Here is a 22635-nt window from a genome sequence, read left to right on the forward strand (position 1 = left end):
ATCGCATCCATGGAAGAAGAGAAAATTTTTCAAATTGCGCTCAGTTTAATTCCTCAAATTGGCGTAGTGAATGCTCGTCGACTGGTGTCCTATGTTGGTACTGCCAAACAAATCTTTTATTCAAAGGCAAGTATTTTACAAAAAATACCCCATATCGGACCAGCCATTGCTCATGAGATTACGAATCATGCTGTATTACTAGAAGCTGAAAGGATTTATACGGATTGCTTGAAGCAAAAAATACAGGTCTATTTTTATCTAGATCAGGCATATCCTTTTCGGCTGAAGCAATTATATGATGCTCCTTTACTTTTGTATTTCAAAGGAAATCCCATGTTTCAGCATGACAAAATCATGGCCCTGGTGGGTACTCGCAAGGCTACAGAATATGGTAAAACCATCACTTATCAGATTGTTCGTGACTCATTGGATGATAATGTTTTGTTTATCAGTGGATTGGCCTATGGGATAGATATTGCTTTACATCAGGCTTGTTTGGAATTAAATATTCCAACTATGGCGGTTTTGGCAGGTGGCTTCCAACGGATTTATCCTGCATTACATAGCAAATATGCTTTCCAAATGATGGAAATGGGAGGGATTATTTCAGAGTATCCCTTTCATCAAAAACCAGACCCTAGGTTTTTTCCTTTAAGAAATAGAATCATTGCCGGAATGTCAGATGCCACCATTGTAGTAGAAGCGGCTGAAAAAGGAGGTGCCTTGATAACAGCAGAATATGCCAATAATTATCATAGGGAGGTTTTCGCTGTGCCTGGTGACCTCCATCATGTTTTCTCAGAAGGCTGCAATCGATTGATTCAAAAAAATCAAGCGATTATTTATACCGATTGGAATATGTGCAGAGACATGCTCAACTGGCAAAGTCAAGTACCAATCATACATAAGAATAAATGCTTACTATGGGATCAGCTGACGGAGCAGGAAACTCAATTGTTGGCATTATTGCATCAAGAGAAAATCCTTAGCTTAGATGAAATATCATGGAAGCTACAAATGGGTGTTAATCAATTAGCCATTTTGCTGTTAAACCTAGAATTTCAAGGCTTTTTAAAAACTTTACCGGGTCACCGCTATGCCCTCAAATGATTTATTTCTTCCATTCACTTGGATTTACTCGCCAGTCTTGTAAGGTTAATAATTGAGTTTCCGTAACGTAATTCAGTTTAACTGCTTCATCTATTAACACATCATAGCTACTTAAGGTAAAACATGGGATTCCATGGTTTTTGAAATTGTCCTCAGCAATTTGGAAACCATAGCTGAAAATGGCCACCATGCCCAGAACCTCAGCGCCAGTTTCTTGTAGAGCAGTAGCAGCTTTTAAGGAACTTCCTCCTGTGGAAATTAAATCTTCTATTAATACGACCTTTTGTCCTTTTTCAATATGTCCTTCAATTTGATTACCCATGCCATGTTTTTTAGGTTCAGGGCGCACATAACAAAATGGAAGGTCTAAATAATCAGCAACTAAGGCACCTTGAGCAATTCCAGCTGTGGCTACACCTGCGATGATCTCTACTTCTGAAAAATAGGCTTTAACAGCAGCGGAAAGACAGTTTTTGATGTAAGTTCTTACGGAAGGATATGAAAGTGATATACGATTGTCACAATAAATTGGAGAGTTCCATCCGGATGCCCATTTGAAAGGTTGGTCGGGTCTTAATTGGATGGCTTTGACGCTAAGTAGGTGTTGGGCAACTTCTTGTGAAATGGTAAAATCAGACATACAAATTTGTTTCAAAGATTATCTTTACAAAAATAGTTTATTCAAGTTATCTTTCATTATTTAATTCTATTTTTGCCAACCTAAATTCTGAAATATCTAATGATACTGTTTATCGACGATCGTCCTATTCGAATTTTCAAGGAATCTAAAAAGCACGGTATTCCTTTAGGAGATGAATTTGAGCTCGTAATTGATGCACGGCTTCAGCCTATTCGACTGGCGGATTTTCGAGGTCATACTTGCATATTGAATATGACCGTAGATCAATTGGAAAAATTAATTCAGGCATTGCACCAAAAATCAGGTGCTACTTTCGACTCGGTATATATTTTGGTACAGGACATCAAGCCCTTCAAACTGCGTTTATTTAGCATGTATCAATTGCTTGAAGCAGCAGGTGGTGTAGTCATTAATTCTGAAGATAAGGTTCTTTGGATGTTGCGCTTAGGTAAATGGGATCTTCCCAAAGGCAAATTAGAGAAAGGAGAGAAATTTAAAAAAGCCGCTGTTCGGGAGGTGGAGGAGGAATGTAATGTGAAGGCCGTTTTAGAGCAAAAGATTTGTACAACCTATCATACATATACGCACAAAAACCAGCGAATTTTAAAGAAAACAAAGTGGTATTTAATGACTTCAGAAGGTAAAACTAAGTTGATTCCACAAAAAGAGGAGAATATTGAAAAGGTAGAATGGTTAGGTTTTGCTGCTATGAATAAAGCCATGACAGATACATATAGTTCCATTCGTTATGTCATTCATCGTTTTCAAATGCATTATTCTTCTTCTAAATTATAAGGTAAATATTGGTTAATGGAGCTTCCATAGCGATGTAAATCCCGAATAATTGTGGAACTGATGGGCGCTAAATGAGGCGAGGTAATAAGAAATACAGTTTCAAGTTCCTCATTGATGTGCCTGTTTACCTGAGAAATAGAATTTTCATATTCAAAATCCGTCGTATTTCTTAAACCCCTGATAATAAAATGCGCGCCCACCTCTCTAGCGACTGTAGCCGTTAAATTTTGATATGTAACTACTCGAACGGGTTTATTTTTGAAGGTTTTTTCGATTGCCCCCTTCATTTTTTCCAAAGAAAAATAACGCGCTTTGTTGGAATTATGTCCTATACCAATCACAATTTCATCAAATAGAGCTAGAGCCCTTAATACAATATCCTCATGTCCTTTAGTAAACGGATCAAAAGAACCTGGAAAAAAAGCTGTTCTATGTTTCATGGCTTGGTGATGGGGTAAAAATTTTGTAGGAAATTAATTCTTCTTCTAATTCAGGATCTAATTGACTTAGCCAAAATACACTATCAGAGGTCCATTTAATAAAGAAACTATCTCGTATGGAATGAATGTAAAAGGCCAATTCAGTAGCACTTTTAAAGGAAAATACGTTGGCTAAAGTTAATTGCCTGTTTTTTCTCAAAACAATACAAGCTTGATTTTTAAAGATTGAAATGCTGAGCCCATTATCTTGAGAACGTTTTATAAGCTCTTCCAATGGATGATGGTAAGCTATTTTTGCCAAAGGAAACCAAAAACTTAAAGCATCTTTCCATTCGCTAGGTACAAGAAATAATAAATTAGCTAATTCAGAGGGAATTTCTGCTGCATGAATTTCTTTCCCTTGAAGGATGTCTTCTCCTAAAGCTTTTTCTAAAAACCCAATTCGGTACAGAGGATGGTCGTATTTCTGTGGAATTAATAAAAAATGCTGGTGACAGATATGTACTTCAAGGTGAGAAAGGGTACTTGTATTGATGCCTTTTTTATCCCAAAACCCTCGATGTATTTTATGTGATTTATTCCATTCAATTTGGCCAGCTATACTACCTGAGGCATAATCATACTCAAAAGCATCCTCATGTAGATATACATGCAGAACTTCTGAAATGTCAGTGCTGAGTGAATTATTACCTGTTTCCAAAGTCTTGAGTTGGCTAATAGAGGTGAAATTGCAAAAAAAATATGGGATGGGAATAAAAATATTCATTTTTTTCTAGGTTCAAAATGAGTAATTTTGCGCCTTATTTAATTAATTCCGCTATGCTGCAGGTGTCCAATGTTTCCCTACGATTTGGGAAAAGAGTATTATTCGAAGAAGTAAATATCAAATTTACGGAAGGAAACTGTTATGGATTAATAGGCGCCAATGGTGCTGGTAAATCTACCTTTTTGAAAATTTTGTCTGGTGAAATTGAATCACAAACCGGAAGCGTGACCATGAATCCTGGTGAGCGGATGTCGATTTTAAAGCAAAATCACTTTGAATATGAAGAATTTCCTGTGCTTCAAACGGTGATTATGGGAAATAAGCGTCTTTATGATATCATGTTAGAGAAAGATGCTATTTACATGAAAGAGGATTTTACCGAAGAAGATGGGAATAAGGCAGCGGATTTAGAAGCAGAATTTGCCGAATTAAATGGTTGGGAGGCCGAATCGGAAGCTGCTACTTTATTAAGTGGATTGGGAATTAAAGAAGACATTCATTATTCATTATTAAAGGATATCAATGGATCAGAGAAAGTAAAAGTACTTTTAGCGCAAGCATTGTTCGGTAATCCTGATATATTATTGTTGGATGAGCCTACCAACAACTTGGATATTGATTCCATCATGTGGTTAGAGGGTTATTTGCAAAATTTTAAAAATACGGTAATTGTGGTATCCCACGACCGTCACTTTTTGGATAATGTGTGTACTCATATTGCTGACCTAGATTTTGGAAAGATTCAACTCTATGGCGGAACGTATACTTTCTGGTATGAATCTTCTCAATTGGCGGCAAGACAACGCGCTGATCAGAACAAGAAAACGGATGAGAAAAGAAAAGAATTGGAAGAGTTTATCCGTCGCTTTTCTGCCAATGTGGCTAAATCAAAACAGGCTACCGCTCGTCAAAAAATGTTGGATAAACTACAGGTGGAAGACATTAAGCCATCTTCTAGGAAATACCCATTCATTAATTTTAAACCTGAACGTGAAGCGGGTGACCAGTTATTGAGTGTAGATAATTTGAGCTATGTTACTGAGGAAGGAATAACCCTTTTTTCAAACTTGTCTTTTACCATCAACAAGGGCGATAAAGTAGCCTTCTTAGCTAAAGATTCTTTGGCGATTACTGCGCTATTTGATGTGTTGATGGGAGAAAAAACAGCTTCTTCTGGAGAGTACAAATGGGGAGTAACCACTACACAGACTTATTTACCTAATGATAATGCTTCTTATTTTAAGGATGATTCCTTGAATTTAGTTGATTGGCTACGTCAGTATTCCACGGAGAAAGATGAAAGTTTTATCCGCGGTTTCTTGGGTAGAATGTTATTCTCTGGCGATGAGGCATTGAAAAAATGTACGGTCATTTCAGGAGGGGAGAAACAACGTTGCATGTTTTCTAGAATGATGTTGTCAGGTGCCAATGTATTATTATTTGATGAACCCACCAATCACTTGGATTTGGAGTCTATTACTGCGTTAAATAATGGTATGGTTGAATTCCCAGGAACTATTCTGTTTACTTGCCATGACCATCAATTAACCAATACGGTTGCCAATCGTGTGATTGAATTAGGACCAAAATCGTATTTGGATAAATTGATGACTTACGATGAATTTATTACAGACCCGGCTGTGAAAGCACAAAGAGCTGGATTATAATTAATAAAGACAGGAATAAAAAAATGGTCAACTGTGATGTTGACCATTTTTTATGTTCTTTCGAAATAGAAATTTTAAGGTTATTATTTCGATTTCTTTACTTTCATATTCAAAGCATCCCATTCAATTGGTTTACCAATTTCCACGGAAGTATTACACAATACCGATGGTCCCGCAGCACGCAATCCAAAGGACGCATCCTCAAACACGGGCTTTCCAGTACGAATAGAGTCAAAGAAATTAGTAAAATGATCTAAACGATCATCATAACCTTGCGGGGCATTGAATTCTATTTCATCCAATACTTTCATCTTTCTATCATCTGGACTGTATTTGGCATTATATTCAGCCAACATGGCCTCTTGCATGGCTTTAGGGAAACTTTCTAGTGAATCATATCCACCCATGGAGGCAACTTTAGCACGTTTGAAATGTTTGATTTTGATACCTCTGTTTTTGACTTCAATAACCCCTTCAGTGCCAATAAATCTAGAACCTTCACCACCACCAGCACCATCGGCTAGGTTTACTCTTGTCATGAATTGGAAGGCATTGTGATTTTCCGTTTTCCCGTAGGTCATGAAACCTGTCAATAAGTCATAGGCATCTCGACCATCCTTCCAGTAGTTTAATGCTCCTTGGGCATAAATTCTTTCAGGTCCTAGTGAATTGGTAACTGTATGTAAACCGGTCACATTATGCACAAATAAATCTCCCGCAACTCCCGTTCCATAGGCCTTGTAATTTCTCCAGCGGAAGAAACGTACAGGATCAAAAGCTACTTTAGGGGCATCTCCTAAAAAGCTATCCCAAGATATTGTTTGTAAACTAGCATCTGTTGGAATCGAATATTGCCAAGCTCCATTAGCGGAATTTCGGTCGGTATAGGCTTCTACATAAGTAATTTCCCCGATGATACCCTGCATGTAATATTTACGAGCCTCTTGAAATACTACCGAGCTTGCTCGCTGTGAACCTACCTGTAACACTTTTCCACTAGCTTTTTGAGCTGCCACTACGGCCAAACCTTCTTCTACGTGGTGAACCATAGGTTTTTCACAATACACATGTTTACCAGCTTTTAAGGCATCTATGGTGATATGATCATGCCAATGGTCGCTGGTACAAACCAACACAGCATCGATATCTTTTTTATCTAAAATTTCCTTGTAATTTCTTGTAACAAAGATGTCTTTACCCCATTTTTCTTTCGCCCGATCTAAACGACCTTGATATAAATCTGCTACAGCTACCAGTTCTACGCCTGGTACTTTAAGAGCCGTAGTCGTGTCGTAATGCCCTATGATTCCTGATCCAATTAGTCCAATACGAATCGTGTCATTCGGACTAACTTTAATCTTTTCCAGAATTTGAGTTAATGGGCGCTCATCTGCCCCTAATAATGGAATACCTCCCAATAATAATGAGGTACTGGCACTCAATGATTGAATGAATTTTCGTCTACTTTTTTCCATTTTATGCAGCTTTTGTGTTTTCCAAATTACAAATTATCTGGAAATAAAAAACCCTAATCTAACCTGTAAAGGAAAAATTAGGGTTTGAATTCAACAAATTTAGATTACAGGATAAATCTAGTAGATAAGAAATTCGATTGTTGGTTTTCAACAATTTGGTTCACAATATCCTTGTTGGCTTGAGTAGCTTTGGTGGCTACCACAGTTCTGATGGAGAAGGAGCGAAGCGCTGCCGTTACCGAAAGTGTTCCCTCTGCTGAATCTTTACGTCCTGTGAATGGGAATGAATCCGGTCCACGTTGACATTGCGCATTGATGTTGACACGAGAAACCTGATTAACTGTTTCATCGATCAAGGCAGAGATCTGATTCGGGTCTGTTCCAAAAATCGCTACCTGCTGGCCATGTGATGATTCATGAATATAATCGATTGGTACATTGATGTCATCAAAAGGCACCACGGGTACTACCGGTCCGAATTGCTCCTCAGACCATACTTTCATCTTTTTGTTAACTGGATAAAGTAAGGCAGGGAAAAACAAGGACTTGGCATTTTCACCACCATGCTTATTTAGTACCTTGGCGCCATGTAATTTGGCATCTTCAATCAACTCTTTCAAATAGGCTGGCTTATTGGGTTCTGGAAGAGGGGTAATTTGTACTCCAGGATCCCAAACCATACCTACTTTAATGGCTTCAATTTTCTCAGCTAGGCCTTTATTAAATGCTTCTGCTAAGCTGCTATGTACAAAAATGATTTTGATAGCAGTGCAGCGTTGCCCATTGAAGGATAAGGAGCCCAATAAACATTCATTGATCGCGTTATCTAATTGTGCGCTCTCTGTCACAATAGCCGCATTTTTAGCATCCAAACCTAAAATGGCTCGTAAACGATTCACTTTTGGGTGCATTTTCTTCAATTTGTCGGCCACCTTAGAGGAACCAATTAAAGTCAACACATCAATTTTTCCTGATTCCATTAATTGTGGAATAATGGAGTTTCCTCGGCCATACAAGGTGTTAATTACACCTGGAGGAAAGGATTCTCTGAAAGCTTCAAGCAATGGATAGTGTAATAAGGTACCGTGTTTAGGTGGTTTGAATAATACCGTATTACCCATAATTAGGGCTGGAATCAAAGTGGTGAAGGTCTCATTTAATGGGTAATTAAATGGTCCCATACATAATACCACGCCTAATGGTGAACGACGAACCTGACCGATGATTCCCTCTTCAATTAAAAAAGTAGAGGAATTTCTATCGATGTCCTTTAAAGCACCTATCGTATCATAAATATATTGTACGGTTCTGTCAAATTCCTTTTGTGAATCGGTCAATGATTTACCGATTTCCCACATTAATAATTTAACAACCTCGTCACGCTTCAAAATCATCTTTTGTGTGAATTTTTCCACACATTCTATGCGCTTGTCAACAGACATAGATGGCCATTCTCCTCGACCATTGGAATAGGCTTTTACTCCTGCATACAATACTTCCATAGCGTCAGTAGCATCGGTTATAGGGTAGGAGCCAATTCTTTTGGGTTCAAATCCTTTTTCAGACTTTACGTAAATGGGAGACCAGACATCTTGTGTCTTGCCTTTCCACTGACGCATTTCACCATTGACTAAATATTCTCTTTGTTCGATTGGTTTTACCAAATCATATTCTTTCGGAATTTCACCTTCTTTTGGAAACAGTTTTTCTAATTCACTCGATTGCATAGGTTGTATTTTTATGGTCGCAAATTTCAGCTATTTGAACTATTCAAAGAATTCGTGGCACGTATTATTTGAATAGTCATACTATTTTATCAAATTTTTATAAAAAATCTAAAATAGCTAGGAATTAATTGTTGAATTCAAGGGATATTTTCTTCTTATCCGATTGATCTGAAATCGCTTTTGATCTGTAAAACTGACTTCATGCAGCTGATTAAATTCATAAAGCCAAGTAGAATAGAGGTCGATGTCATTGGTTTTAAAAGCCAACTCATCTATTTTTTTACTGATTAAATAGGTTTCAAAATCCATGTTGTGTCCAGTTTTTCCGGAAGCTCAATAGTAAGACTAATGCAATACTAGCTAATAATCCGGCTATGAAAAAGGGTATTGGGATCATTTGGCTAATTCCTTGATACATATATCCTGATAAAAAGGCTCCAATACCTATTCCCATTTCCAAAGCAATATACATGGTCGCCATAGCACGTCCCATGTGATTTTTATGTGCCAGATCGGTAGTCCAGGCAGCCAAGGTAGGAGTGGAGAAGCCCCAAGAAATTCCATATAGAATGGCTGAAATGACCAATGTAATGGCTGAGGCAGGAAGTGCCAATAAAAACATGCCAGCTAATAAAAATATGCAAGAAATGATTAAAACGGGAATTCGGCCATATTTGTCAGAACTTTTGGCAAAGAAAAAGCGGACAAAAATGGAAGCAATCGTATAAATGGTAAAATACAGTCCCTTGTTGTGCCAACCCACTAGTTTGGTTGTATCTGGAAGTAATGTCACAACTACCCCTGAAGAAAAAGCCATTAAAATCATGATGATGAAAACGGGCGCAATCTTTGGTTCAAAGACATCTTTCCAATTGATTTTAAATAATTTCAAAGAAAATCGACTCTTCATACTTTTGGGAAGAGTTTCTTCTAATCGCATTAAGATCACTATGGATGCCAAAGCAAACAGGGAAGAAACATAAAACATGACATCTAATCCCATAAAATTGGCTAATCCTGATCCAATACTTGGGCCTATGGACATCCCCGTAGCAGTAAAAATACCCAATGTTCCTTGTGCCTCTCCTCTACGGTGTTCCGGAATAATGTCTGCTACATAAGCAGAAGTGGCTGTTGGTTTGGTGCCAGTCGACATGCCATGTACAAATCTCAATAATAAAAAGGCGTGTACCGAATGCACCAAGGGATAAATTCCTCCACAAATAAAACAGACGATAGAACCAAAGGCCATGACAGGAACCCTACCAATATGGTCCGTTAATTTACCAGAGAAAGGTCTACTTAAGCCCGCGGTTAAGGTAAACAAGGCAATGATATAGCCAATGTATTCACTACCTCCCATGGCTGCCAAATAATCTGGTAGTTCAGGGATAATCATAGAAAAACTAGCCGCAAACAAGAAATTACTGGTACAAAGTAGCCAAAAAGGAATCGTATAGATTTTTTCTTCCTTGATTACCATGCTAAATTTCCTCCTCAATTATTGAGTTAATTTCATTTTTGTTTAAACCCATTAAAAAGGCTGGAAGTAGAATTAAATTACAAATCATAGCCATTAGTAGCGTGATGGAAACTAAAATCCCCAAGGCCTGAGTTCCCTTGAAAGTAGAGGCCGTAAAAATAAAAAATCCAAAAAATAGAATCATGGCCGTATAAAACATCGAAACTCCCGTTTTTTGAATGGTGATTTGTACGGCTTTTTTAACGTTCATTTCATGCTTCAACCATTCCTCTTTATATCGAGTTAAAAAGTAAATGGTCCCATCGCTTGAAATACCAAAGGCAATGGAAAAGATAAGAATGGTACTCGGCTTTAATGCAATATCAAAATAGCCCATAATTCCAGCCGTAATAATCAGTGGAATTAGACTAGGTAAGGTTGATATGATAACCATCTTCCAAGACCTAAATAAAAAGGCCATTAGTAGGCAAATCAGTACTATCGCAGTAATGGTACTCTCAATTAAATTAGTCTGTAAATATTCCGTATTGAATGAATTGATAACAGAATTCCCCGTCACATCTGCCTGATAAGCTTTAGGATTATCTTTGGCCAAAATTTCACCTGTTTCGGGATCAGTTCTAAATATACTATCAATTTTTGGCTGCAGAATAGTGTATAACTCTTTCGTTCTAACCGTACCAGCATCTGCCATTTGATAGGAAATTCTTGTGTGTTGCCTATCCTTATCAATAAATCCAGCAAATAGATTGGATTTGCCAGATAAACTGGATTGGAAATCTTTTAACTTATTTAATTCATCGATGCCCGGCAACACATAATACTTGGGATCTCCTCCACGATAGACTTGGTATAAGTATTTGGTAGCTGTCAAAATGGAAAGTCCAGAGGTAAATTCTGGGTATTGGGTCATGAGCTTTTCCGTCCTTTTTATTTTGGATAATATTTCTGGACTTAAGGCTTTTCCGGGAGTTTGGGCATCTACCGAGATTTCAAATGGAATAATACCATGAAAATGTTTCTCTATAAATTTCAAATCGGTATATATAGCGTTTTCTCTGGGTAAATCATCGACTATAAATCCAATGGCCTTTATTTTCAGTAAGCCATTGACAGAAATAATTAATAATACAACAACGGTAGTATAAATATATTTTCTGTGAAAGAAAACCCAATTCTCTACCCTCAATAAAAAAGTATTTACGCGTTTGGATTCAAAATGAGCCAAATCTTTGGCTTGAGGTGGGGCTTGAAAACTAAAGAAAATTGGGATCAATAATAATGACAAAACAAAGGTTATCATCACGTTCAAAGAGGCCACTATCCCAAATTCAACCAAAAGTCCAGAACCGGTAAAACTAAATACACCAAAGCCAATAGATGTAGTTAAATTGGCTAAAAAAAGCGTTCTGCCCACTTTGGATGCACTCTCTTTGAGTGAGAACAATTTGTCCTGTGTTTGTATATAGGTTTCATGGTATTTGTTTAAAAGGAAAATGACATTGGGAATACCTATGACAACAATCAATGGAGGTATTAAACCCGATAGTAAGGTTATTTTAAAGCCCAGTAAAACGATGGTGGCCAAGGAGGCAAGTATTCCAATGATAATGACAACCAAAGCGAAAAAAACGACTTTGATTGATCTAAAAAAGAAGAGTAAAATGAGGGAGGTTACCAAGATCGCCAATCCTAAAAAGATCATCAATTCTTTGGTCACTTGAGAGGTATATTCCGTACGAATAAAGGGCATTCCTGAATAATGAATCTCTCTCTTAGTCTTTAGTCGATACTCATCACCTAATTGTTTGATTTTTTTAACTAAAGTAATTCTACCTTTATCATTGATGGTTTTTTGGTCGAAAGTGATCAATAATAAGTGTACTCGGTAATTATCCGTGTATAAAAAATTAGTAAAAATAGGAAGTTTCCCCAATTTGCTTTTTAGGCTATCTAGTCTTGCTTGAGTGGTTGGCAAGCTGGCATCCCATATAGTTCTCGTTTTGAATTTTTTGTCCAGGCTATCAATGTAAACTTCGGGCAAATTAGGTAAGGACAATATGTTTTTAATGCCCGATTGTTGTTTGATTTGTTCGCTTAGATTTTTCCAGGCATCAAATTCTTTGGGCGTAAAAAGGTCTGGGTTATCTAATCCAATAACCATCACATTTCCGTCTTCACCGTATTTTTTCTTGAAGTTTTCGTAAAGTTGAAAACGAGAGTCTGACTTAGGTAGAATTTTAGCTAATTCATAACTTAATTGTATTTGAATAGCTGTATATATCAATCCGACTGTGGCTACAGCTAAGAAAATTAAAATAGCAATTTTGTGTTTTAAAATATTGGATCCAATCCAATCCCAGGCATTTTTCATGATTCAATGGTTGACTTCAGAGCTTCTGCTATTAGCAGATCCTCTGGTGTAGTAATTTTAATATTGGAATAACTTCCTTCTACCAATTGGATGATTATGCCTAATTGTTCCACTACACTAGCATCATCCGTAAAATAATCCTGGTAGTCTTGTTCATAAGCTTTTCGTAGAAGCGATATCTCAAAAACCTGTGGAGTCTGAATGATTTTAATGTGTTCCCTGTTTAAGGATATATACGTGTTATCGGTTTCATCCCATTGACGAATGGAATCTTTGCTGGATACAGCCAAAATAGCATTTCCAAATTTTTCGGCATGATGAAATGCAGCCTGAATGCTAGCAATAGAGACTAAGGGTCTTACTCCATCATGGATGGCCACCAAGCATTTTGTATATGATGGAATGGCCTGAATGCCTTGCAGACTAGAATGAAAGCGAGTAGCTCCTCCAGGAATTAATTGATGAGGACAATTTTCCAATATCTCAGGATGTTCTTGGCAAAGGCTCTGCCAAAAAGAAAATTGATCTTCAGGAAGAACAAGAATCAATTCAATGTCCGAATAGGCTTTTTTGAACTGACGTAAAGTGTGATATAAAATAGGTTTGCCTTGAAGTAACAAAAATTGTTTTGGAACGGCACTTTTCATTCGCTGTCCAGTACCTCCCGCAACAATAATGGCATATTTCTTCAAAACAAACCCTTTTTAATTAGATAATTAACATCACATCACCATAGCTAAAGAAACGGTATTTTTCTTTGATGGCTTGTTGATAAGCTTCGTTAATCAATTCATATCCTCCAAATGCAGAAGTCATCATCAATAGGATGGATTCAGGCAAATGGAAATTAGTCAACAAGGCAGTTGGAATTTTAAACTCGTATGGAGGGAAAATGAACTTATCCGTCCAGCTATTGATGGGTTTTAAATGTCCACTAGCTGAAACAGAGGATTCTAAAGCTTTCATTACCGTAGTTCCCACAGATAAAACTTGTTTCTTATTGTCAATTGCTTGATTCACATAATCACAAGTTTCTTGAGTAATGATGAAGTGCTCAGAGTCCGTTTTGTGCTTGGTTAAGTCTTCTACATCCACTTGACGGAAAGTTCCTAGACCCACGTGCAAGGTGATAGGAGTGAACTGTGCTCCATTTAATTCCATTCTCTTCATGATAATCTTGGAGAAGTGCAATCCAGCGGTTGGAGCTGCTACGGCACCCACATGCTCAGCATAAATTGTTTGAAAACGATCCGCATCTTCCGGAGTAGCCTCTCTTTTAGAACGAATTTCGTCAGGAAGGGGTGTTTCACCCAATTCATGGATGGCAGCCATCAAAGCATCATGATCTCCGTCATATAGAAACCGAATCGTTCTACCTCTTGAAGTAGTATTGTCAATAACCTCAGCTACAAGATCAGAATCTCCAAAATATAATTTATTTCCAACACGAATTTTTCTCGCTGGATCTACTAGAACATCCCACAAACGATGTTCTCTATTGAGCTCTCTTAATAAAAATACCTCAATTTGAGCACCAGTTTTTTCTTTGTTACCATATAATCTGGCAGGAAATACTTTGGTATTGTTAGTCACCAATACATCTCCTTCTCCAAAATAATCCACGATATCGGTGAATTTTTTATGTTCAATGGTTTTATTTTTTCTATTGACCACCATCATACGAGCGTCTTCACGGTTGTCAGTAGGATGTAATGCAATTAAACTTTGAGGTAAATCAAATCTGAATTCAGATAATTTCATTCGTGTGGGGTTTGAAAATGAAAAACGAAAAATGAATTTATTCTTCGTTTATTTTTGAATAATTAAAAACAATTGACAAATATACACTTTTGAAGGGGGGCTTGTCAAGGTAATTTTTAAACATTCTCATTTAGCTGGAGTTATCAAATTGAATTTGATTAATTATGACAGAGATTTCAATTTTTTGGTTTCGAAGAGATTTGCGTATTCATGACAATGTAGGGCTATTTCATGCCTTGAATTCTTCCTTTCTGGTCTTGCCCATTTTTATTTTCGATGTGGAGATATTATCTCGCTTGGAAAACAAAAAAGATGCCCGCGTAGAATTTATTCATGAATCTTTAAAGGAATTGAAAAAAGAGATAAATCAGCGAGGAGGTGATTTGTGGATTCATCATGGTAAACCCATAGATGTATTTAAACAAATTGCCAATCAATATGATATTAAGCAAATTTATAGTAATCATGATTATGAAAGCTATGCCATTCAGCGGGATAATGAGGTTAAAGATTGGGCGCTTTCTCTTGGCATACATTTTGAGTCCCATAAGGATCAAGTCATTTTTGAGAAAAATGAAATTCTAACTGGGCAGCAAACGCCATATACGGTTTTTACTCCCTATTCCCGTAAATGGAAAGAAACGTTGCAAGTTAAAGGGGTTCAAGCCTATCCATCTGAGACGATTTCCCAATATTTGCCTGCCCATTTTGAAATGCCCTCTTTGGAACAAATAGGATTTGGCATTTCAGGGAAACTATTTCCTTCTACTCAAATTTCAGATGAGCTTATTCAGTGTTATCAAGCACAGCGCGACTTTCCAGGATTAGATGCAACCTCTCATCTTTCGGTTCATTTACGTTTTGGAACAGTTTCTATTAGGGATCTAATCAATAGAGCCCTTGCAAATTCTGAAACTTGGTTAAATGAATTAATATGGCGGGATTTTTACTTCAATATTACCTACCATTTTCCTCATATTGGACAGGGGTATTCTTTTAGACGTGAATATGATAAAATTCAATGGAAAAATAATGAAAAGGAATTTGAAGCCTGGATGAATGGACAAACGGGCTACCCGATAGTGGATGCAGGAATGCGTGAATTGAATCAAACAGGCTTCATGCATAATCGAGTAAGAATGATAGTTGCTAGCTTTTTAATCAAGCATTTACTGATCGATTGGAGATGGGGAGAGGCATATTTTGCTAGTCATTTGCTGGATTTTGATTTCTCAGCCAATAATGGTGGCTGGCAATGGGCGGCAGGTTCTGGATGTGACGCAGCTCCCTATTTCCGAGTATTTAATCCTTATTTGCAAACCCAAAAGTTCGACAAAGAGCTTATCTATATCAAAAAATGGGTTCCTGAATTTCAAGAATTTACTTATCCTGCTCCCATCGTTGAACATGAGGTAGCACGAAAACGTGTCTTGGAGGTTTATAAACAAGCCTTAGGGTAGGGCCGTGTAAATAGTTTTTCCGGCAATTTTATAGTCTTCCAAATCTATACTCAAAAAGCCAATCTTTAAATTAACTTCCATTTTAAATGGTATCTGGTAATTATCTTGACTTATCCAAAGTCGAATGGCATCCTTGTCTTGAAACAAATTATTTTTAGGTAGTACCAAGGAAGTGCGAATGCAATTTTTAGTTCCAAATTTGCTTTCCACCTTTTCAAAGCCCTTGACCACACACCAAATTTCATAGACTTGACCATCTACCAATATTTTGGCGCTCATTTTTTGGCCAATTTCCAAATCCTGAAGATTTTTCTTTCTCAAAAAATAATAACCTGATATCAAGTCGAGCATGGAATTAGAAATGGCTAAATTTTTATCCTTGGGGCTATTTTGAGGAGAGGAAATTTGCGCAATACCTTTGTCGTGATAGAAGTCGACCACCTCCTGTTTCCTATAACGACCCTCTCGTTTGTTCATTTCAGCTTTTACAGGTAATAAGGTCGAAGGATCAATATGTGAAACCCAAACATCCAATAAAGGACTAAATACATTGAATATTCCTAGTGTTTTTCCCTCAATCTCAATTTTACGAGTTGGTATTTGTCGAATGGAACCTAGATTGCTACTACTTCTGATATTTGCCTCAGCGGCATTGATAAAACCTAAATGAATTCTATATTTAAGTTGTTCTCCTCCGATTAATATGTCTTTTTCTTGGGCAGTTAATCGAAAAACTTGAAAAAACAATAAAATTAAAAGGGTAAAATTAGATGTTTTCAAAGGGCTAAGGCTCATTTTTAAGCAAGATAAGTATAATAGAAACATGTGGACAGATTATCAGCTAATTTGATAAAATATTAGTGGCTATTTCCTATTTTTGTTAAGCTGAAACAAGTGAAAAATTTTGATGCTAATAAATACCATTTTATCAATTAACATACCATGGCAAAACAAGCGAGCGAAGCTCAAGGCTTTTCAACTGAAAAACTAAAAGCCTTACAAACCACTTTAGAAAAATTAGATAAAGCATACGGAAAAGGGACGGTCATGCGTCTTTCGGATAGCAAAGTCATGGATGTACCTGTTATTTCTACAGGTTCTTTGGGCCTTGATTTAGCTTTGGGAATTGGTGGAGTCCCAAGGGGAAGAATTGTTGAGATATATGGACCAGAATCATCAGGTAAAACGACCTTAACTTTACACTGCATTGCTGAAGCTCAAAAAGCAGGTGGTATTGCGGCTTTCGTTGATGCGGAGCATGCTTTTGATCGTTCTTATGCAGAAAAATTGGGAATCGATACGGAAAACTTATTAATTTCTCAGCCTGATAATGGTGAGCAGGCTTTAGAGATTGCAGAGCACTTAATTAGTTCAGGTGCTATTGATATTATAGTCATAGACTCCGTGGCTGCATTAGTTCCTAAGGCGGAAATTGAAGGAGAAATGGGGGATTCAAAAATGGGTTTACAAGCACGTTTGATGTCTCAAGCTTTACGTAAATTGACGGGTACCATTAATAAAACTGGTTGTTGTTGTATATTCATCAACCAATTAAGAGATAAGATTGGTGTGATGTTTGGAAGTCCAGAGACTACTACTGGAGGTAATGCATTGAAATTTTATGCCTCTGTCCGACTAGATATTCGTAGAGCAGGACAAATCAAAGAAAGTGCTGATTCCATTACTGGAAATCGTACCCGTGTAAAAGTAGTTAAGAATAAATTAGCTCCACCTTTCAAAGTGGTTGAATTTGATATCATGTACGGGGAAGGTATATCTAAAGCAGGTGAGATTTTGGATTTAGGGGTAGAATTAGGAGTGATTGATAAATCCGGTTCTTGGTTCTCTTATAATGGCAATCGATTAGGCCAAGGGCGTGATGCTGTAAAAGACCTTATTAAAGACAACCCAGAGTTGATGGAAGAGTTAGAAGATAAGATTAAAGAAAAAGTTAAGGGGGATGAGTCTGCACTGTTAGATAAGACTGGTTCCAACGTTGAATAAGCAATAAAGGCTAATTCAGATTATTCAATTCAAAATTAATTGGCATTCAGGTTAAAACGGTTAAATAATTTTTTAACCGTTTTTTCTACCGACTTATCTGTTTCCATGGCCTCAGAAATGGATTGTACGGCATGAATTACAGTACTGTGATCTCTTCCACCAAAGTGATAACCAATTGATTTTAAAGGAAGATTAGTGAGTTCTTTCAGCATATACATTGCCACCTGCCTAGGAAAGACATTTTCTTTTTTACGACACTTGCCTTGTAATGTACTTAAATCTACTGAAAAATGATTAGTTACTGCCTCTAATATATTTTCTACACTTAATTCTTTTTCTTGCTCGTTTACAATGCTTTTTAGGGTATTCTTGGCTAGCTCTAGATCTATTTCTTTTCTGGTTAAGGAGGCTTGAGCCATTAAGGATATAATCACACCTTCCAATTCTCTAACATTGGTCTGAATGGAATGAGCCAAGTACTCTAAAACTTCAAAATCAATTTGTATTCCATCATCTTGAAGTTTTTTTTGTATAATGGCAATACGAGTTTCAAAATCAGGTTGTTGTAAGTCAGCTGTTAAGCCCCATTTAAAACGGCTTAATAAACGATCTTCCATGCCCGCTAAATCTCTTGGAGCACGGTCTGAGGATAGGATTATTTGTTTACCTGATTGATGTAAATGATTGAAAATATTGAAAAAAGTTTCTTGAGTTTTCTCTTTACCCGATAAGAACTGTACGTCGTCAATGATAAGTACGTCAACTTGTAGGTAAAAATTGGTAAAGGCCTCAATCGAGTTATTACGAATGGCATTAACAAATTGATTCGTGAATTTCTCAGTGGAAACGTACAATACAAACTTATCAGGATATTGATGTTTAATTTCGTTTCCGATAGCTTGAATCAAGTGTGTTTTACCCAAACCCACTCCACCATAAATCATCAGTGGATTGAATGCTGTTAAACCCGGCTTGTTAGCAACAGCCATACCCGCTGCTCTACCTAGACGATTACAATCACCTTCAATGAATTTGTCAAACGTATATTTTGGAATGAGGTAAGAATCTAATTCCAATGAATCCAAATTTTTAAATTGGAATGGATTTTTTGCAGCTTGGTTATTTCCTAAATCTTTAGGTATGGACTGTTGGTTCGTAGTAGGAATATTGAAAGACAATGTAGGGTTTTTTCGATCTCCTTTATCCACTATTATGGAATATTCCAACATACCTTGTCTTCCAATCGTATGATCAATAGCCTTCCTAAGAGAAGAAACATAATTCTCTTCTAACCATTCATAAAAGAATTGAGAGGGAACCTGAATCGTTAGTGTGCTATTTTGGAATTTAAGAGGAACAATAGGGCTAAACCAAGTTGTGAAGCTTTGCTCAGAAATATCCTCACGGATAATTTCCAAGCATTTATTCCACAATTCAGTCACTTCTATTTGCATATAATATTCCTAATTTTTAGGTCAAAAAAATCCTTATTGAAGTAATTGCCATTGAAGACAACCTTCAAATGTTAAATATTCAAATAATGGTTTGGGTACTAAGAAAAACGGTAAAGTTTTGCTTAAGCGGGGAGACAAAAATAGTAAAATTCAAGGTCGTTGCAAATCTTACAAAAAATATTTTGTACATATTTTCTGTAAAAAAAATGCTCAAAAATTTGGAACTAAAAATTGTTCAATTTTTATGAACTCCATGGATGTTTTGCCTTGAAAAAATATAAGAAAAAAAAATAAAATATTTTTGAATCAAAAACGTATTTATTTAAAAATGGTCTAAATGATTTTTATGATTAATTGTATTAATTGCATGAAAATCAGTTAGTTATATTTGATTTTTAAGCTATTGAACTAATTTGAACAATTTTAATCATCAAACGATTACTTGTAAATTATTGGGAATAATTTCTATGAGATGTTGGCTATCATGGGTCTGTAAATTTTCTCCATCCATATGACAAAAAGTGCCTATAGGAACCTCAAATTCAAATCTATTGCAGGATTGGATTGCCACTTTTTTATGATTAGAGATACTTTTTAAAAATAGGCTAATTCCAAGTTGGGCTGATTCCCAAATAGTTAAGGGTTTAATTTTAACTATCTCAAAGTTGCCATCCTGTAAATTGGAATAAGGTGATATAAAAGCATTATTCCCAAATTGATTCGCATTGGCTATAGTCATGGAAAAAAGGAGCTCCTCGCCTTTGTCTTTTGAGATTATCTGAACAGGGGTATAATGAAAGAAAGATTGAAAGGTAGCTTTCATGTAATTCCATAAACCTCTTTTATTTCCCTTCGCAAATACATGAGCAACTACTGCATCAAATCCAATACCCGCTGTACAAAAGAAGGCTTTTTTATTCCAATAAATAACATCTATAGATACAACTTTTCCTTGAATAGCGCGATTCAGAGCTTTCTGAAAGCTAAGTGGAATGTTTAAGTGCCTTGCTAAGCCATTTCCAGATCCTATTGGTATGATTCCTAAGGCAGATTGACTACCGGCCAATACACTAGCAACTTCATGTATGGTACCATCGCCTCCAATAGCTACAACTCGTTCAATACCAGTTTCAATAGCCTCTCGAGCTAATTGGCTTGCATGGCCAGCGTATTCAGTTAAATATAACTGACTATTTTCAACCTCTTTTAATTTACGAAGCATCTGTTTTTTTGTGAAATTACTTTTGCTTCCAGAATTAGGGTTGTAAATAAAGTGAATCATATTGTTTAATTTCAACTGCAATTTAGGTTCAAATTTTCATTTTAATTCCATAATCCATTAATATGTACGCTGTAGGAGATTCTTACGAAATTGATTTTAGTTTTAGTCAGGAGCAAGTAAATGACTTTTGTAAAATATCAGGTGATTTTAATCCTTTACACTGGGATGCTCATTTCGCGGCTCAAACCGTTTTTAAAAAACCAATCATTCATGGGGCATTAGTAGCCAGTGTATTTTCTCGGGTCATGGGAATGGAATTTCCTGGTCAGGGGAGTGTGTATATAAGTCAACTGTCAGAGTTTAAACGTCCTTTGTATGTGGACGTTGTCTATCAAGCTAAATTTAAAGTTATTAGTATCGATACTTTAAAGCATACAGCAGAAATTCAAACACAGGTATTTGACAAAGAGAGAGGGAAGCTGATGGTGGATGGAGTAGGAAAAGCGATGAATGCAGAAAAGTTTTAAACGAAAAAAGCCCGTTATCTCATAACGGGCTTTTTCTTTTCAAGAAATTAATCAATTATTTTCCTTCGTTCTTTTTATTTTGAACTTCAGTACGAATTTCTTGAGCTAAAGTTTTTAGTTGCTGTAAGCCACCTCTAACGCGAGTTCCTGCTGCTTGATTTCCCTTATCGTAGAACTTTTCGAAATCGGATTCCAATGACATAACGAGGTCTTTCACTTGTGCAAATCTGCTCATAATAATTTGATTTTGTAGGTTGTAAAAATAGATTGTCTTATTTCGCTGTTTGAAGCGCTTATATGGCGAAATTTAGCAAAAAACTTAATCTGCACAAACTATTTATACAAAAAAAGCCAAAAAAAAGTTAAAAAAGTTAAAAAATGCTCGCAAAATTTATTTTGCGGTGTTTGAAACCTTATAATAACCCTCTTTTAATCTTTTTTGAACCTCAGCAAAACATTCTGTTGTATAGTCGATATCTTCCTGGCTATGGGACGAAGTTGGTATAATTCTCAACATGATTTGTCCCTTTGGAACTACAGGATAAACAACAATACTGCAGAAAATTCCCATATTTTCACGTAAATCTCTCACCAAGGAGGTTACTGCTGCAATGTCATATTCTCCATGTAAAAATACTGGAGTCACTGGCGATTGAGTTTCACCAATATCAAACCCTTTTTCTTTTAATCCCTTTTGAAGTGCGCGAACGTTTTGCCATAATTTTTCTCTCAACTCTGGGTGTTTTTTTATTAACTCCAATCGTTTCATGCCGCCAATCACAAATGGCATAGGTAGAGCTTTGGCATAAGTTTGAGAGCGCATGTTGTATTTCAAATACATAATTACATCCTTAGGTGCTGCAATAAATGCACCAATCGCTGCCATAGATTTAGCGAACGTAGAGAAATATAGGTCAATACCTTCTGTACAATTTAAAAATTCTCCAACTCCTTTTCCATTGGCTCCCATAGTACCAAATCCATGCGCATCATCAACCAATAAACGGAAATTGAAGTCTTTTTTCATTTCCACAATCTTATCTAAGGCTCCTACTTTTCCGGACATACCAAAGACACCCTCCGTAATCACTAAAATACCTCCACCCGTCTCTTGAGTTTTTTTAGTAGCACGTTCTAAATTCTTACGCAATGAATCCATGTCATTGTGATTGAATTTGTAGTAATCTCCCATTTTGGCTTTGTGTAAACGAATACCATCGATTAAACAAGCATGTGATTCTGCATCATATACAATGATATCACGGTGATCTACCATACATTCTATGACAGACATAACACCTTGATATCCATAATTCAATAGAAAACAATCTTCTTTTCCAACAAATTCAGCCAATTGTCTTTCAAATTCCTCGTGCTCATCCGTATTTCCCGACATCATACGTGCACCCATTGGATAGGCTAAACCAAATTTGGCAGCGGCATCGGCATCAGCTTTTCTTACTTCTGGATGATTAGCTAATCCTAAATAATTATTTAATGACCAGTTGAGCATCTCTTTTCCCATAAAAGTCATTCTTGGGCCAAGTTCGCCGGTTAACTTTGGAAATGAAAAATAATGGTGGGAGTAATGCGCATGAGCACCGATTGGTCCCATGTTTTTGACAACTTTCTCGAAAATATCCACTGTAAGTATCTGTTTTAATTAAAAAAACTTAAAATATTCACAAAGTTAAATTATATTTTTGTTATGGCAACGCTCTCATGGAGCA

20 protein-coding genes are annotated in these 22635 nt (G+C 36.5%); 6 read left to right on the forward strand and 14 right to left on the reverse strand.

Annotated features, from left to right (window positions below; translation table 11 throughout):
• The first annotated feature begins 9 nt into the window (after positions 1-9).
• Positions 10-1110: a DNA-processing protein DprA gene (dprA, locus tag ESB04_RS00065; RefSeq protein WP_129024997.1), complete on the forward strand. Its 1101-nt coding sequence runs from the start codon at positions 10-12 to the stop codon at positions 1108-1110.
• A gap of 1 nt (position 1111) precedes the next feature.
• Here the strand turns inward: dprA and pyrE are convergent, their stop codons facing one another.
• Positions 1112-1750 (reverse strand): orotate phosphoribosyltransferase, encoded by a 639-nt coding sequence (gene pyrE / locus ESB04_RS00070; protein ID WP_129024999.1) that lies wholly within the window; start codon positions 1748-1750, stop codon positions 1112-1114.
• A gap of 99 nt (positions 1751-1849) precedes the next feature.
• Between pyrE and ESB04_RS00075 the strand changes: the two genes are divergently transcribed.
• Positions 1850-2545, forward strand: coding sequence for an NUDIX hydrolase (locus tag ESB04_RS00075; RefSeq protein ID WP_129025001.1), 696 nt, complete (start codon positions 1850-1852; stop codon positions 2543-2545).
• Here ESB04_RS00075 and coaD read toward each other — a convergent pair.
• Together coaD and ESB04_RS00085 are read right to left on the reverse strand one after the other, a co-directional pair.
• Positions 2524-2985, reverse strand: a complete 462-nt coding sequence (coaD, locus tag ESB04_RS00080) for a pantetheine-phosphate adenylyltransferase (RefSeq protein WP_129025003.1) — start codon at positions 2983-2985, stop codon at positions 2524-2526. The genes ESB04_RS00075 and coaD overlap by 22 nt on opposite strands.
• Entirely contained in the window at positions 2975-3751 is a 777-nt protein-coding gene (locus ESB04_RS00085) for a DUF3822 family protein (RefSeq protein WP_129025005.1), read from the reverse strand. The genes coaD and ESB04_RS00085 overlap by 11 nt, the downstream gene beginning before the upstream one ends.
• A gap of 53 nt (positions 3752-3804) precedes the next feature.
• Between ESB04_RS00085 and ESB04_RS00090 the strand changes: the two genes are divergently transcribed.
• Positions 3805-5418, forward strand: a complete 1614-nt coding sequence (locus ESB04_RS00090) for an ABC-F family ATP-binding cassette domain-containing protein (RefSeq protein WP_129026108.1) — start codon at positions 3805-3807, stop codon at positions 5416-5418.
• Between the two features lie 83 nt (positions 5419-5501).
• Here ESB04_RS00090 and ESB04_RS00095 read toward each other — a convergent pair whose 3' ends face one another.
• The 6 genes from ESB04_RS00095 to queA all read right to left on the reverse strand — a co-directional run bounded on the left by ESB04_RS00095 (position 5502) and on the right by queA (position 14238).
• Positions 5502-6893: a Gfo/Idh/MocA family protein gene (locus ESB04_RS00095; RefSeq protein WP_129025007.1), complete on the reverse strand. Its 1392-nt coding sequence runs from the start codon at positions 6891-6893 to the stop codon at positions 5502-5504.
• 104 nt (positions 6894-6997) lie between these two features.
• Positions 6998-8620: an NADP-dependent glyceraldehyde-3-phosphate dehydrogenase gene (locus ESB04_RS00100; RefSeq protein ID WP_129025009.1), complete on the reverse strand. Its 1623-nt coding sequence runs from the start codon at positions 8618-8620 to the stop codon at positions 6998-7000.
• 298 nt (positions 8621-8918) lie between these two features.
• Positions 8919-10103 carry an MFS transporter gene (locus tag ESB04_RS00110; RefSeq protein WP_129025013.1) on the reverse strand — a complete coding sequence of 395 codons (1185 nt, stop codon included), beginning with the start codon at positions 10101-10103 and terminating at the stop codon, positions 8919-8921.
• Between the two features lies 1 nt (position 10104).
• Complete coding sequence (locus ESB04_RS00115; protein ID WP_129025014.1) at positions 10105-12477, reverse strand: efflux RND transporter permease subunit; 2373 nt, start codon at positions 12475-12477, stop codon at positions 10105-10107.
• The gene (locus ESB04_RS00120) at positions 12474-13169 is read right to left on the reverse strand and encodes a 2-C-methyl-D-erythritol 4-phosphate cytidylyltransferase (protein ID WP_129025016.1); all 696 of its coding nucleotides are present in this window, start codon (positions 13167-13169) and stop codon (positions 12474-12476) included. The genes ESB04_RS00115 and ESB04_RS00120 overlap by 4 nt, the downstream gene beginning before the upstream one ends.
• A 16-nt stretch (positions 13170-13185) precedes the next feature.
• Positions 13186-14238 carry a tRNA preQ1(34) S-adenosylmethionine ribosyltransferase-isomerase QueA gene (queA, locus tag ESB04_RS00125; protein WP_129025018.1) on the reverse strand — a complete coding sequence of 351 codons (1053 nt, stop codon included), beginning with the start codon at positions 14236-14238 and terminating at the stop codon, positions 13186-13188.
• Positions 14239-14402: 164 nt separating this feature from the next.
• On the opposite strand from queA, the gene ESB04_RS00130 reads away from it, so the two are divergent.
• On the forward strand, positions 14403-15698 hold the full coding sequence (locus ESB04_RS00130) for a cryptochrome/photolyase family protein (RefSeq protein ID WP_129025020.1): 1296 nt from the start codon (positions 14403-14405) through the stop codon (positions 15696-15698).
• Here the strand turns inward: ESB04_RS00130 and ESB04_RS00135 are convergent.
• On the reverse strand, positions 15690-16478 hold the full coding sequence (locus ESB04_RS00135; protein WP_164969548.1) for a DUF3108 domain-containing protein: 789 nt from the start codon (positions 16476-16478) through the stop codon (positions 15690-15692). The genes ESB04_RS00130 and ESB04_RS00135 overlap by 9 nt on opposite strands.
• Positions 16479-16640: 162 nt before the next feature.
• Here ESB04_RS00135 and recA point away from each other — a divergent pair, with 162 nt between their 5' ends.
• Positions 16641-17702 carry a recombinase RecA gene (gene recA, locus ESB04_RS00140; protein ID WP_129025024.1) on the forward strand — a complete coding sequence of 354 codons (1062 nt, stop codon included), beginning with the start codon at positions 16641-16643 and terminating at the stop codon, positions 17700-17702.
• Between the two features lie 35 nt (positions 17703-17737).
• Here the strand turns inward: recA and dnaA are convergent, their stop codons facing one another.
• Positions 17738-19156 carry a chromosomal replication initiator protein DnaA gene (gene dnaA, locus ESB04_RS00145; RefSeq protein WP_129025026.1) on the reverse strand — a complete coding sequence of 473 codons (1419 nt, stop codon included), beginning with the start codon at positions 19154-19156 and terminating at the stop codon, positions 17738-17740.
• 430 nt (positions 19157-19586) lie between these two features.
• Positions 19587-20438 carry a diacylglycerol/lipid kinase family protein gene (locus ESB04_RS00150; protein ID WP_129025028.1) on the reverse strand — a complete coding sequence of 284 codons (852 nt, stop codon included), beginning with the start codon at positions 20436-20438 and terminating at the stop codon, positions 19587-19589.
• Positions 20439-20500: 62 nt separating this feature from the next.
• On the opposite strand from ESB04_RS00150, the gene ESB04_RS00155 reads away from it, so the two are divergent.
• Entirely contained in the window at positions 20501-20905 is a 405-nt protein-coding gene (locus ESB04_RS00155) for a MaoC family dehydratase (RefSeq protein ID WP_129025030.1), read from the forward strand.
• 55 nt (positions 20906-20960) lie between these two features.
• Here ESB04_RS00155 and ESB04_RS00160 read toward each other — a convergent pair whose 3' ends face one another.
• Together ESB04_RS00160 and ESB04_RS00165 are read right to left on the reverse strand one after the other, a co-directional pair.
• Positions 20961-21140, reverse strand: coding sequence for a histone H1 (locus ESB04_RS00160; RefSeq protein WP_129025032.1), 180 nt, complete (start codon positions 21138-21140; stop codon positions 20961-20963).
• Between the two features lie 156 nt (positions 21141-21296).
• Positions 21297-22550 carry an aminotransferase class I/II-fold pyridoxal phosphate-dependent enzyme gene (locus ESB04_RS00165; RefSeq protein ID WP_129025034.1) on the reverse strand — a complete coding sequence of 418 codons (1254 nt, stop codon included), beginning with the start codon at positions 22548-22550 and terminating at the stop codon, positions 21297-21299.
• Positions 22551-22635 lie beyond the last annotated feature (85 nt).

Origin of the sequence: Aquirufa rosea, assembly GCF_004118285.1 — a bacterium.
GTDB classification, from domain to species: Bacteria; Bacteroidota; Bacteroidia; order Cytophagales; family Spirosomataceae; genus Aquirufa; species Aquirufa rosea.